Origin of the sequence: Geomonas sp. RF6 (genome assembly GCF_021044625.1) — a bacterium.
Lineage (GTDB): Bacteria > Desulfobacterota > Desulfuromonadia > Geobacterales > Geobacteraceae > RF6.
Window position 1 is genome coordinate 3,918,327 of sequence record NZ_CP087999.1, and the last position, 14,569, is coordinate 3,932,895.

5 protein-coding genes are annotated in these 14,569 nt (G+C 63.2%); all 5 read left to right on the top strand.

Annotated elements, in window-relative coordinates; translation table 11 throughout:
- The first annotated feature begins 75 nt into the window (after positions 1 to 75).
- The 5 genes from LPW11_RS16840 to LPW11_RS16860 all read left to right on the top strand — a co-directional run bounded on the left by LPW11_RS16840 (position 76) and on the right by LPW11_RS16860 (position 14,558).
- Positions 76 to 1,275, top strand: coding sequence for a BatD family protein (locus LPW11_RS16840; protein WP_230995038.1), 1,200 nt, complete (start codon positions 76 to 78; stop codon positions 1,273 to 1,275).
- A gap of 267 nt (positions 1,276 to 1,542) precedes the next feature.
- Positions 1,543 to 11,673 (top strand): PKD domain-containing protein, encoded by a 10,131-nt coding sequence (locus LPW11_RS16845; protein ID WP_230995039.1) that lies wholly within the window; start codon positions 1,543 to 1,545, stop codon positions 11,671 to 11,673.
- Positions 11,674 to 11,759: 86 nt separating this feature from the next.
- The gene (locus LPW11_RS16850; protein ID WP_230995040.1) at positions 11,760 to 12,443 is read left to right on the top strand and encodes a PEP-CTERM sorting domain-containing protein; all 684 of its coding nucleotides are present in this window, start codon (positions 11,760 to 11,762) and stop codon (positions 12,441 to 12,443) included.
- Between the two features lie 193 nt (positions 12,444 to 12,636).
- Positions 12,637 to 13,416: a YdjY domain-containing protein gene (locus LPW11_RS16855; RefSeq protein ID WP_230995041.1), complete on the top strand. Its 780-nt coding sequence runs from the start codon at positions 12,637 to 12,639 to the stop codon at positions 13,414 to 13,416.
- A complete protein-coding gene (locus LPW11_RS16860; protein WP_230995042.1) occupies positions 13,413 to 14,558 on the top strand; it encodes a cycloartenol synthase in 1,146 nt (381 codons plus the stop codon). The genes LPW11_RS16855 and LPW11_RS16860 overlap by 4 nt, the downstream gene beginning before the upstream one ends.
- Positions 14,559 to 14,569 lie beyond the last annotated feature (11 nt).

Sequence of the window (14,569 nt, forward strand, 5' to 3'; positions counted from 1 at the left end):
CTCCTCCTTCTCCTCGTAGTGCCCGAGCTCCGATGCGAGGAGCAGGGGGGGGGGACTACACCGGAGGGGTTATCGGTGGAGGTGAGAGCGGCGAAAACGCAGGTGTATCCCGGGGAACCGCTGTCGGTGGTCTTTACACTGCTCGTGGATGGGGTACAGGTGCGAAACATCCAGTACCCCCGCATCAAAGCCGGGCGATTCTCCATGGCCCCCTTCGGGCTGCCGGTGGAACGGCATCTGATGGCCGACGGGAGGGATGTGGCGGCGTACGATTTTGCGACGACGGTAACGGCACTGCGCCCAGGCGTTGGTCAACTCGGCCCCGCTGAACTCCGCTGCGAAATCCTCGCTGCAGCAGCCGGCTCCGGCGCCTTCTTCGGCGGCATGGAAGGAAGAGCGGTCACCGTTACCTCGGATCCACACTCTCTCGTTGTACTCGACTTTCCCGCCGCAGGGCGGCCCCCCCGCTTCAGCGGCGCAGTCGGGAGCTTCACTGTCGCGAGGAGCGCCGCTCCGCAAGCGGTTGCCGTGGGAGACCCTGTTACCGTGCGCACCGTCATAAGGGGGGTAGGGAACGTGGATGCATTTTCCTGCGAACCTGTCTCCGCCCCCGGTTTCCACGCCTATCCCCCTCGTCGCTCATTCACGGGGGGTGCCGTTGCGTGTGAACAGGTCCTGGTCCCGGAAACCCCGGCGGTGCACGGGATTCCTCCTGCGGAAATCTCGTTCTTCGATCCATCGGGCAGGGGGTACCGCACCGTGGAAACCCCGCTTGTTCCACTAACCGTCACAGCAGCGCCCTTGCCGCGAGCGGAGATGCAGCCGCCCCCTGCCGCCCCCCTTGCCATACGCCCCACCTATACCTCGCGCTATGGTGAAGCCGCTGCTGCCTCCCTTCTTGCCGCGACCGCTGCCGGTCTCTTCCTTTTTTGTCGAAGAAGCCACTCGACGCTGGAGCACCCGGCACCACCGGGGCCCGATCGTCTTGCGGAGGCGGCTGCGGCGCTGGCGGGAAAAGATGTGGAAGCATTCTATTCCGCTCTCTTTCGCGTCGTGCAGCACATAGCTGCAACACGCTCAGAGCTCGCTTCCGCTGGCATTGCCGCGCCACCGGTGGGGACAGAGGATGATCTGGCGCCTCTTTTCTCCCGCTGCGACCGGGTGCGCTACGGCCAATACCAGCCCGATGTCGCCGAGATGTCGAACGATTACTCTGCCGCGGCCTTCCTTCTTTCTTCCTCGAGCGCCCCCCTCAAAGAGCGGACCTGTCCTTAGGCTCCCTCCTCTCCTGATGCGAAGATTAAAAGAACTCGCCGCAGTGTAAAGTTTCCCGACAAATCGCCCGGTGCGGCCAGAAGTGTGAGCACGGAAAATCGCCCATTTAGAAGGGGCAGTGTCGTCAAATCCGACAGTGCCCACCCCCCTCCTCTGAAATGCTCTGCGATTTCAATGGATTAGCTTTCGGCACCCTTTCTGCTTCGATTAGAAACCACTTTTTTTGTCCCGCGCCCTTTTCAATCCTGGCAGTGTGATGGAGGGAACATGAAGACTCGTCACCCGAATCGATGGCTCGCCTCAATGATCACTTCGCTGCTTCTGGCGCTCGCGGTCTGCGGTCCCGTCTTTGCGCTGAACGGGTTTTTCACCTCCGACTGTAACTCCATCCTGGAGCCGAAAAGCGTATTCGACAAGAACGAACCGATCTGTGTCTCCGGGTCACTCCAGGGGACCTACAGCTTTCCGGCGATCTGTGCTGACGTGTACATCATGGACAACCGGATCTGGTCGGGGGGAGAGACGCTTGCCGACGCGATGGGTTCCGAGAACAGGGTGTGCACCCAATTGGGGGGGAGTGCCGTCTTTGAAGAACACATCGCCTTCCCCGGGAAGATAAAGGTCGGGAAGTTCGACCTCGTGACCGACGCGGACATGAACGGCAAGTTCGACCCTGCCATCGACGAGGTGGATGACCCCGGCCTCTCCTACGGCTTCGAGGTCCGCGACTTCGGCCATCCGCCGGTTGATGCCTCTGCAGTCGCCACCCTGAAGCAGGGAGCCCACGACATCTCCACCGGCTACAGCAATTCCATTTCCCAGATCGGCAGCTTCTGCGACGCCTTGAACGTCCTCGGCATCGGGCTGAGCCTCTGGTCCGGCGATCCGCTCGGGGCGGCCATCGGTGCCTTCGGCCTCGTCACCGGCATACCGACAAGCTACAACGACTGGGCGATCTCCCAGGGTCAAAAGCTCATCGGGGCATTCGACCCGAACAAGACCCCGCAGGAGGCGTCAGGGATTTACGGGAACGTGGCGAAGAAGTGGTACGACCTCTACGAGGATCCCGCTGACGCGAACTACAAGGTTTTCGCCACCCTCGACTTCGCCGGAGTAAACGCCGAACTCGCCGCCGCCTCGGTCCCCGGCAGCTATCCCTTCGCCATGAAAGGAAGCGATCCGCGGGAGGCAGCTCTCATAGAACTCGCCAACAGGTCGGTGGAGCAGGCGGCCATCGTGAAGGCCCTGAGGGTTTCGTACGAGAAGTACCAGGGAGCCTACGCTGTTTCCGACTACGAGTACTCCTACCGCCAGCTGGAGATGGTGCGCTACTTCGCGGGGCTTTTGACGGACAACCTTACGGCGACGAAGCTCGCCCTGCAGTCGTACCGCGACGCCATGGCCGCTGCCGGACAGAACACCTTTGTCTACGACGTCTCCATGATGCAGGCGCTGAAGGCGCGCGTCACCACCTACGGGCTCTCGGCAGATGAGATCGCCTCCCTGAAGGGGGTAGGTTTCTCCGACGCGCAAGTCGCCCTCGTCGAGTCTTACGTAAAGGCGATGAAGATCCCTGCCGAGAGCTACACCACCGACAGCGCGCTGAACGCGCAGATCGACCTCGTGGCGCCGACGATCCAGGCGGTGCAGGGGTTCGCCGCGGCCTCCCAATCGGCCATGGTCACCCTTGCCGCAGAATTCACCCCGCACTACCCGAAGGCCAATGCCGGCGGCCCCTACACTGGACTAACCGGGACGCAGATCATGCTCGACGGCTCGGGATCGACCGACCCCGACGTCGCCGATACGCTGGCCTACGCCTGGGACCTGAACAACGACGGGCTCTTTGACGACGCCACCGGAAAAACCGTGCTGCGCACCTGGGAGAAACCGTTCACCGGTCTCGTCGGCCTGCGCGTCACCGACGGCTCCGGCAACAGCTCGGTTGCCTACGGGAAGATCACGGTAACTTCTGCCAACCACCCCCCGGTCATAACCTTCACGCCGGCTGCGAGCTCTCCGAGGGTAAGCGTCTCCACCCCCGGGACCTTCGCTGTTGTCGCCACCGACCCGGATGGCGACTCCCTGAGCTATGAATGGAAACTGGACGGCGCAGTCGTCAGCACCGGGACGAACTACACCTTCACACCTCCCCCGGCCACAAAGGGGACCAAGCGCCTCATGGTGACGGTGCGCGATGGCAAGGGGGCCCAGGCGGTCGAGGGGCGGATCGTGACGATGTACCTCGACTGCGACCCGAGTGACGACACCACGAAGAACACCTACTACCTCGACGCGGACAACGACACCTTCGGGGACCCCGCGGCAAAGACCCTTGCCTGCACCCCTCCCTCCGGGTACGTCACCAACAGCCTCGACTGTGACGACTCCGATCGCTCCACAGGGAAGGCGACTGCCACCTTCTACCTCGATGCCGACGGAGACGGGTTCGGGAGCCCCGCAGGGGGGAAGATCGCCTGCACTGCACCGGCAGGATACGTCACCAACACTCTTGACTGCGACGACGGCAATGCAGCGGTCGGGAAGGCCAGCACCTCCTTCTACCGAGATGGGGACGGCGACAGCTTCGGCGACCCGGCCAGCTCCATCGTCGCCTGCTCCCCTCCGGCAGGGTACGTGGCCAACAGCGCCGACTGTAACGACACCAGTGCCGCCATCGGAAACACCCTGGCCACCTACTACCGCGATGCGGACGGCGACGGCTTCGGCGACCCGGGCAGTGCCGTCCAGGCATGCCTGCAGCCGGCGGGGACGGTGACGAATGCGCTCGACTGCAACGATGCCAACCCCTTCGCCCACCGCGGAGCGCGGGAGTTCCCCAACAACGGGATCGACGAGGACTGCAGCAGCGCCACGCCGGACAACTGGTCGAAGACCTTCGCCCTCGGGCTCGACGACAGCGGCTGGATCTACTACGCAAAGAGCAACGGAGACGGCACCTTCAGCAACTACCACACCCTCGGCTATGCGGACGGCAGTTCCTCTCGCGGCATCGCCATCGAGGACTTCAACGGCGACGGCTACCTCGACTTCATCGTCGGAAACGGCAATGGCTCCCTCATACTCTTCACCAACGACGGCAACGACATCTTTACCAGGAAAGGGGTGGTGGGGACCCATCCGAACCATGGCGGCTGGATCATGGAGCTGGCAGCGGGGGATTTCAACAACGACGGCTTCCCCGATCTCGTCGCCAACGGGAACAGCAACGTCACCGCCGTCTTCCTCAGCGACGGAAAAGGCGGCTTCACCCGCACGACCATAACGACCAGCTATACCGGCCGCGGCCTCGATGCCGGCGATTTCAACGGCGACGGCAACCTCGACTTCGCCATCTCCTTCTACGGGACAAACGACACCTGGGTGTACCGCGGCGACGGCACCGGGAAATTCACCGGCGCCCCGGTCGGGACCGCCACTTCCTCGGCGAGCGACAACTACGCCCTCGCGGCGGCAGATTTCGACAACGACGGGAAGCTCGACCTCATCGTGAGCGGAAGCTCCAACGGGGATGCCTTCCTCTTCAAAGGGAAGGGTGACGGATCGTTCCAGGGCGGCGTCTATGTCGGATCCGCCGATGTGGGGACCCACAGCTCGATCGATGCCTACGACTTCAACAACGACGGCAACGCCGACATCGTGCAGACTGACTACTATAACAGGAGATTCCTCTTCTATCCCGGCAAGGGGGACGGCACCTTCGCTCCCCCCGTTCAGCTCGGGACGAGCAGCAACAACTTCCTTTCGGTTTCCGCCCCTCCTTATCTGACCCGGGCTCCCGGATTCCCCGTCGCGGTGGCCTATCCGAAAGAGGGAACGGCCGCGGTCGGCTCCAGCGCGGGGCTAGACGGATCCTTCTCCTACGCTGCGCAGGGGGGGATAGTCTCCTTCGGATGGAACTTCGGGGACGGCGCTACCGGCGCCGGCTCGAAGCCTGCCCACCCGTACGCCGCCGAGGGAAGCTACCGCGCCTTCCTCACCGTCACAGACGACGCCGGGCATAAAGCGGTCGACGCAGCGCAGGTGAAAGCGCTTGGAGCGCCGCCGGTCGCCAACGCCGGGGGACCGTACGCGGTGGGGGAAGCCGCCGCCAGCAACGCGCGCTACAGCGTCACCCTGGACGGCTCGGGGTCGAGCGACGACGCCGGCATCGCGAGCTACGACTGGGATTTCGGGGATGGTTTCAGCGACGACTTCTCCGACGGGAACTCAACCGGCTGGACCCCTGCCCAGGGGACGTGGAGTGTCGTCGACGGCGGGTACCGCCAGAGCAACATCAACATCGACAGGTCCGACAGCTTCACGGGGAACCCGAAGGGGGGGGACTACACCGTGGAGGGTGACATCATGCTCCTTGCCGGCACGGGGCAGGAGGTGCAGCTCCTCTTCCGCGGGGCCGACAAGGACAACCACTACGAATTCATCTTCCGCGGCAGGGGGTACAACGACGTCCTCTTCTATAAGATCCAGAACGGCAGCTCCTGGAATCTCGCCTCCGCGCCCCTTGGCTTCGCGCCGAAGCTGAACACCTGGTACCACCTGAAGGTCGATGCCAGCGGGAGCAACTTCAAGTGCTACGTGGACGGTGCACAACTACTCACCGTGACGGACGCCACCCACCCCGCGGGGCGGGTCGGCTTCTCGACCTACTACAGCGATGCCCGCTTCGACAACCTCTCCGTCACCTCCCGCGGCAGCGGGGCGAAGCCGACCCACCTCTACCCGGAAGGGAGCTACACCGCGCGCCTGAAGGTAACGGACAAGGCGGGGCAGAGCTCGACCGCATCCACTAGCGTCCAGGCGGTGAAGGGGAATCCCCCGGTGGCGAACACTGGCGGCCCGTACACCTTCGGTGAGAACGTTGTCAATTCCAACCGGTGGAGCGTCACCCTCGACGGGTCGGCTTCCACCGACGACACCGGCATCGAGTCGTACTTCTGGGACTTCGGCGACAACAGCACCGGTACCGGCGCGAAACCGAGCCACGTCTACACCGGCGCCAGGACGTACACCGTCACCCTCACCGTCACCGACCGCTCGGGGCTCACCAGCACCGCCACCACGACGGTCACCACAAAGGGAAATACGCTGCCGCAGGCGAAGCCGGGGGGGCCGTACCTCGTGGACGAGAAGGGGGCGAGCGCCGGGCAGTGGACCGTCTCCTTCGACGGCAGAAGCTCCACCGATGACTTCGGCATCTACGACTACTACTGGACCTTCGGGGACGGCGGAGGGGCGGGGGGCGCCACCCCGACCCACTCCTATGCGGCCGCCGGCACCTACACGGTGACCCTCACCGTGCGTGACCACGCCATGCAGAGCCACAGCGCCACTACGACCGCGACGGTGAGCGTGAACGCGCTGCCGGTCTCCCGCCCCGGCGGGACGTACACGGTCGACGAGGGGGGGGCAAAGGACGGGAAGTGGACCGTCACCTTCGACGGGAGCAATTCCAGCGACGACTACGGGATCTGGAAGTACGACTGGAACTTCGGCGACGGGACGACCGGGAGCGGGGCGAAACCGGTGCACCTCTATCCCGCTGCCGGGACGTACACCGCCACCCTCACCGTAACCGACAACGGCAGGCAGACGAATAGCGCCAGCACCACGGTCACGGTAGCCGGGAACAGCGCGCCGGTTGCGGAGGCGGGAGCCGGCAAGGTCACGGAGGCGGGCTTCCCCGCGACCCTGAGCGCGGCCGCCTCTACGGACGATTTCGGCATCCGCTCCTACCGCTGGAGCTTCGACCTCCCTACCTGGTCCTATTCCGGAATGGAGAGAATCGGCGACGAGGCGCTGGTGTGGGGGGATGGCTCGACCTGGACCGCGCGCTACCTCGTAAGTGACACCCTCTTCACCAGGAAGGCAGATGAGAGCTACACGGGGCGAGTGACGGTAACCGGCAACGGCAACCGCCACATGATGTGGGGACTCAAAAACAGCTCGACGGACAACAACTACACCCAGTTCTACCACGCCATCTACTTCGAGAACGGAAACATAAATATCTACGAGCTCGGGAACAACCGCGGCAAGTACGGGACGTACACGGACAACGCGAGCTACGACCTGCGCATAGACACAAAGAGCAGCGGCGCGATCTACTACTACCGTCCGGCCGGGACCTCGTCCTGGACGAAGCTGTACGAGTCGGCAAACTCAAACGGCACCCCGCTGAGGGTAGGCGCTACCGTCCACAGCGGCCTCGTCTCCCTGGGCGCCTTCTCCACGCCGCAGGGGGCGCTTCAGCTTCCCCCGGCGTCGGTGACGGAAAAATCCGCTGTCTCCGCCACCTTCAACACCCCCGGGACGTACACCGCGACGGTGAAGGTCTCCGACCACGCCTCGCAGTCGAGCACCGACAGCACCACGATAACGGTGGTGGCGGGGGAGGCGCCGGTCGCCAGCAGCGGCGGACCGTACCTGACAAATGAAGATGTGCCGACGCGCTTCAACGCGAGGGGCTCCACCGACGACTTCGGAATCCGCTCCTACCAGTGGGACTTCGGGGACGGGGAGGGGATGACCACCCGCAACCCCTGGGTCGACCACCGCTATACCCGCAGCGGCGTCTACACCGTCACCCTCACCGTCACCGACTATGCGGGGCACTCCGCGACCGACACCACCACTGCGACAGTCACCGCGGACCCTGTGGTGGCGTGCGTGCCGTGGCAGTTCAGCGGCACCAGCGAGATGCCGCACGACGCATGGAGCGGCAAGGAAATCACCCTCAAGGGGGCGGCCTGGTCGCTGCAGACTCCGCTCACCTACAAGTGGGAATTCGGCGACGGCACTCCCCCTGTATCCGGCACCGTCGCCGACAAGCGCGCCATCGAGGCGAAGCACACCTACACCGGCGTCGACGGGCAGCCCTTTATCGCCACCCTCACGGTTACCGACGCCAACGGCAAATCAAGCAGCGATCAGTACCTCGTCCGGCTGAGGGCGAAGTCGATCGACGTGGAGGTCAATGTCTCCATCGACGAGGGGCTCTGGTGGCTGCACGTGAACCAGAACCGCTCCTCCTTCGCGAAGGGGGTTTACGACAGCGCCGTCATCGATAACGGCTACTGGGACAACGCCGGCGGCTGGAACGGCGACGCCGGCGGCGGGGTGAACGGGGTGTACACCTCCTCCCCGACGGCGTCCGCAATCCAGGCATTTCAGGTGAACGGCCATCTGGAGCTCGGGGACGTGCGCCGCGATCCGTACGTCGAGACGGTGGCGCGTGGCCTGCGCTTCACTTCCTCGCGTCTCTCCCCCGCGAGCATCGGGGTGCAGACCTATGGTGATCCCGACACCAACGGGAACGGCATCGGCGTGCAGACCGTGGAGGGGCGCCCGATCTACGAGATGGGGCAGGTGATGGACAGCATTGTCTCGAGCGGCAGCCCCTACAGCTACGCCATCACCGGCCCCGCCGGAGTGAAGGGGAGGAGCTACTTCGACCTCGTCACCGACATGGTGGACATGTACTCCTGGGGGCAGACCGACCACACCTCCAGCTACGGGGGGGGGTGGCGCTACAGCTGGAACAGCGACTCGGACAACTCCGCTGCGCAGTGGGCCGCGATCGGGATGCTCGCGGCGGAGGAAGTGTGGAAGATCCAGGCACCACGCTGGGTGAAGGAGAGAAACGACGTCTGGATGACCTACACCTGGGACGGTACCGGGTTCGGCTACAGCGGCCCCGGCAACGGCACGAACACAACGCCGTCCGGACTGGTCCAGCTCGCCTTCGACGACGTTGTCGGCTACGACGACCCCGCCACCCCGGAAGACGAGCGGGACCCCCGCTGGAAGACCGCGGAAGCGTACATCGCGAACAACTGGTCCGGTAACTGGTGGTATCCGAACTACAGCCTGAACAACCGCTTCACCTACTACGGCTACTACGCCTTCGCAAAGGCGATGCGCTCCGCGAAGCCGAAACCCGTGGTGAACCTGAAAGCGACCGGGCTCGACTGGTACAAGGACAGCACCCGCGGCATGGCGCGCAGGATCATCGACCGCCAGCAGACAAACGGCAGCTGGCCGCAGGACAGCGATCCGGGGTGGTACGTCGGATACGACCTCACCACCGCCTGGTCGGTCATCATCCTCACCCCGACCCTCTTCGTGCAGCCCCCTGTCGGTGATGCCGGCGAGGACAGGGTGTGGGGTGTCGACGTCCCCCTTACCCTGGACGGTTCCCGGTCATACCACCTCGACCCGTTCCGCAAGATCGTGCAGTACGAATGGGACCTCGACGGCGACGGCACCTTCGACACCAAGGGGAGCGATCCGAAAACGAGCCACATCTATACCAGGGAGAAGTACCCAGAGAGCGCGCTGCCAAAGGTCGTGACGGTGACACTCAGGGTGACGGACGACAACGATCCTCCGAAGTCCTCCACCGACAGCGCGAAGATCACCATCGCGGTACCGCCGCACCCGCCGGTAGCAGACGCCGGCGGCCCGTACCGCTGCTTCACCGGAGTCCCCTGCCAGCTCGACGGCGGTGCTTCGTTCGACATAGACCCCACAGATACGATCACCTCGTATGAGTGGGACATAAACGGTGACAGGAGCTACGGCGACCTCAGCGGACAGAACCCTGCCGCGGTCTTCACGACACCGGGGATGAAAAACGTCGGCCTGAAGGTGGCGGACAACGGCGTCATGAATAACGGCGTCCGGCTCGAGGCATTCGCCTTCACGACGGTAGACGTGGCAACGAACAGGGCCCCGGCCGCCAACGCCGGCGGACCGTACACCGTGGCAGAAGGGAGTTCACTGCAGATTGACGGCGGGGCCTCGGCCGACCCGGACGGGAATGCACTGACCTACGCCTGGGATCTCGATAACGACGGCACCTTCGAGACCACCGGGACGACGCGCCCCTTCAGCCGTCCGGATAACGGCACCTTCACCGTGAGGCTGAAGGTATCCGACGGCGGGCTGGAGTCCTCCTCGACTGCCACGGTCATCGTCACCAACGTTCCCCCGGCGGTGCTGCAACCGGCAACGGGGAGCATAAACGAAGGGGGGAGCTACACGGCAGCAGGCTCATTCACCGACCCCGGTGCCGACACCTGGAGCGCAACGGTGGACTACGGTGACGGCTCAGGCGTCCACCCCCTCACCCTCTCCGGAAAGGGCTTCAACCTGAGCCACCTCTACGCCCAGAGCGGCACCTACACCGTTACGGTCGTGGTGACCGACAAGGACGGCGGCGCCGGGGCCGGGACGACCGTCGTCACCGTCGGTAATGTGGCCCCTGTGGTCAATGCCGGCCCGGATGCGACATTGAACGAAACCCGTTCCTTTACCAGTGCCGGTTCCTTTACGGATCCGGGGGGTGACAGCTGGAGCGCGACGGTGAACTACGGCGACGGCACGGGGGTACACCCCCTGACCCTCACCGCGGCGAAGACCTTTGCTCTCTCCCACACCTATGCCGTCAACGGGGTCTTCACCGTCACCGTCACGGTGCGCGATTCCGATGGAGCGACCGGCACAGACACGGCGCAGGTCACCATAAACAACAGGGCGCCTGCGGTAAATGCCGGCCCCGATGCGGCAATAGCTGAGGGGGGAACCTTCACCAGTGGCGGATCGTTCAGCGACCCGGGCTCCACCAGCTGGACCGCCACGGTGAATTACGGCGACGGCTCAGCGACCGTGCCGCTCGCCCTCAACGCGGACGGGACTTTCAAGCTCAGCCACGTCTACCTGCAGGACGGAGTCTACAATGTCACCGTCTTGGTAACCGACAACGACAATGGCACCGGAAGCGACAGCGCGACGGTGACAGTAGGGAACGTCGCTCCGGCGGTCAACGCCGGACCGGATGCGGCGATTGCTGCAGGGGGGACCTTCTCTTCCAGCGGCTCCTTCACCGACCCCGGCGCGGACAGCTGGACCGGGAGCGTCGACTACGGCGATGGCAGCGGCGTGCAGAGCCTCACCCTCAGGGGGGACAAGAGCTTCCCGCTCAGCCACACCTACGCGGCACAGGGGAGCTACACCGTCACTGTCTCGGTCCGCGAAAACTCAGGCGCGACAGGCACCGACACCGCAGTGGTGACTGTCGCCGTCCCCTCCTGCCTCACGACGCTCGTGGCGAAGGCAAAGAGCACGCAGGTGCAGCTCAACTGGGGTGCATCCGAGCACACACCCACGACGCGGTACGACATTTACCGCAGCACGAACCCCGCCGCCGGCTTCACGAAGATCCGCAGCGGCTACACCAATACCTATGCCGTCTTCCTAGATACCGGACTGGTGAACGGCACGACGTACTACTACCGGATCGAAAAGTCCCTGGCACCCGCCGCCGGGTACTGCAGCTCGAAAGTCGTCTCGGCAAAGCCGTTCTCGCTCTTCTAGAGCATTCGGAGGGGGGAGCGGATTGAAGGATAACGTGAAATGTGGATAGAAATTTCTTTTGGGCCTACATGAAAGGAGAGGATGTTATGAGAAAAGTGATTACTTCTATCTTTTGCGGGTTGCTGCTCCTTGCAGCAAGCGGAGCGCAGGCGTCGATCGTTACCAACAGCTACACCTTCCTTAACGTCATCCTGGACGGCAAGGCAGTCTCCGATCCGGTCGCGGTCGATTTTTCCGGCCGAGGAACATTCAGTGGAGGGGTTTACAACACCCCTGGCACCTACACAGTACTCTCCTTCATCGACAACGAGATTGACGCCGAGGGCACCGGCTTCGATCCCGAGTTCGGGGGGGTGAAAGGAAATCCCCTCTTCACCTATCAAATCGCTTCTCCAGCCGCACTGTGGGACAATTTCACCAGGGGGACGTTGAACGGCACCATAAACACCGCTCCGGCTGATGTGGCCGTCGCCATGGGATTCAATTTCACGCTTAAGCAGGGGGAGCGCGCAACTGTGAGCTATCTTGTGAGGGATGCGGTTCCGGGGGAAGGGGATGTCCTCACCCATACGGACGCGGTCTATAGCGGCGATGAACTTGATCCGTATGGGAAGTACGACCTGCTCTCTGACACCCTCTACTATTCGGGTAACATCACCATTGAGCCGTGGTCTGACACAAATCCCGTTCCCGAGCCGTCGACCTTTGCGCTTGTCGGTCTTTCCATGACAGGTCTCGCCCTCTTCAGGAGGAGACGCTGCAAAAGTTGATTAGTTCCCTCTGCTTCAATCACAAATCAAATTCTGCAAGGGTAGTCACAGCCAGAAGGCGGGAGAATATTTCCCGCCTTTTTTATACTATTGACAAGTTTACATTAATGTGTGAAAGACTAATTACAATTTTCTTTGACTGTGGATGGTGTCGGCGATGGCGAGATCTCTCAGAAAAAGCGTCTTGAGGGTGATGTTCATACTATCGGCTGCCCTTTCTCTGAGTGCATCTGCATCGGGAGCGGATCCCGCAGCACCTCCGGCACCGGGCGACCCGATGCAACCGGGGCAGGTGGGGGAGGTGACCACGATCCCGCCGGTGGAGAAGGTCGCCCCGGGACGATATCGGCTGGGGGCTGTGGAGATCGACAAGCGGGGCGGTACGCTCACCTTCCCGGCAGAGGTCAACATGGACAAGGGGCTTCTGGAGTACCTTCTCGTGCACAGCAAGGGGAAGACCCACGAAAGCCTGCTCCGCACGAAGGTGGAGCCGTACACGCTCCAGTTGGCGTGCCTCCTCCTCGGGCTCGAGGGAACGAGCGCACCGCTGGCGGCACAGGGGGCACCGGAGCGCCCGACTGGGGAGGAGGTAGAGATTTTTCTCTCCAGCGAAGAGAGGAAGAGCCAGCCGTCTGAAGAGTGGATGATAAACCTCGTGAACGGGGCAAAAAAGCCGGTCCCGCCGATGACCTGGATCTTTACCGGCTCCATGGTGGTGAACGGAAGATTTGCCGCCGAGGCTGACGGGTCGATGGTCGCCGTCTATCACGACCCCGTCGCTATCATCGACAACGCATCAAAGGGCGGGGAGACGGACAAGATGTGGTACGTGAAGGAGGGCGCCGTTCCCCCACCCGGAACCCCGGTTACCGTGGTGATAAGGAAGGTGAATGGGGCCTATCGGCAGGAGAGTTCGGGGGGTGACGTACCCGGCTTTGGAGCACGCGTAGAGGAGAGAGGGGAGAGAAGATGAAAAGGGCAGCAGCATATATTTTGTTCATTCTCCTGGCCATTCCATTGACTTCGGCTGCCGTGGAGAAGGTGGTGGCGACGTCTAAGCCGGACACCTCTCTCAAGCTCGAGGTGGAAAACGCCATAGGGAAGGGGCTCGGCTGGCTCGCCTCGAAGCAGACTCCTGCGGGATATTGGTCGCAGGCTGAGTATCCCGCCCTCACCGGTCTGGCACTTACCGCCTTCCAGGGAGATCCCTCCGGGTACTACAGGAAGAAATACCAGGGCCAGGTCGCGAAAGGGTACGACTACATCCTCACCAATGTGAAGCCGGACGGCTCCATCTACGCCAAGGACCTCGCCAACTACAACACCTCCATCTGCATGATGGCGCTTCTCACCGCGAACAATCCGAAGTACGAGGCGATCCTCAAGAAGGGGCGCTCGTATCTCATCGGGCTCCAGGACAGAAAGAGCGACTCCCCCTACGACGGCGGGATCGGCTACGGCGGCACCTACAAAAACTCGGACATCATCAACACCTCCTTCGCACTGGAGGCGCTGCACTACACGAAGTACCTCGCAAAGGACGTCGGCAGCGATGCCGAGGACCTCGACTGGAAGGCCGCCGCCCGCTTCATCTCCCGCACGCAAAACCTCCCCCGCTCCAACGACCAGAAGTGGGTGACCGGGGATCAGGAGAACCGCGGCGGCTTCGTGTACTTCCCCGGCAACACGAAGGCGGGGGAGACGACGCTGCCGGACGGAAAGGTCGCGCTGCGCTCCTACGGCAGCGGGAGCTACGCGGGGCTATTGAGCTACATCTATGCACAGATGGATAAAAAGGACCCGCGGGTGAAAGAGGTCTACGGCTGGCTCACCAGGAACTATACCCTGGAGGAAAACCCGGGGATGGGGAAGGAAGGGCTCTATTACTACTACCACACCATGGCGAAGGCCCTCAGCATATACGGGGTGGACACCCTCGTCATGAAGGACGGCAAGAAGGTGAACTGGCGCAAGGACCTCGCCAAGCGCCTCCTCGACCTGCAGCAGCCGGACGGTCTGTGGATCAACCAGAGCGGACGGTGGTGGGAAAGGGACCCGGTTCTCGTCACGAGCTACGCGCTCATCACCCTCGAGATCGTGCACCGCGGGCTGTAGCGGAAGGGGAC

Coding starts and splice junctions, on each gene's coding strand:
- LPW11_RS16845 (WP_230995039.1), top strand. CDS start 1,543: ATGAAGACTCGTCACCCGAATCGATGGCTCGCCTCAATGATCACTTCG.
- LPW11_RS16850 (WP_230995040.1), top strand. CDS start 11,760: ATGAGAAAAGTGATTACTTCTATCTTTTGCGGGTTGCTGCTCCTTGCA.
- LPW11_RS16855 (WP_230995041.1), top strand. CDS start 12,637: ATGTTCATACTATCGGCTGCCCTTTCTCTGAGTGCATCTGCATCGGGA.
- LPW11_RS16860 (WP_230995042.1), top strand. CDS start 13,413: ATGAAAAGGGCAGCAGCATATATTTTGTTCATTCTCCTGGCCATTCCA.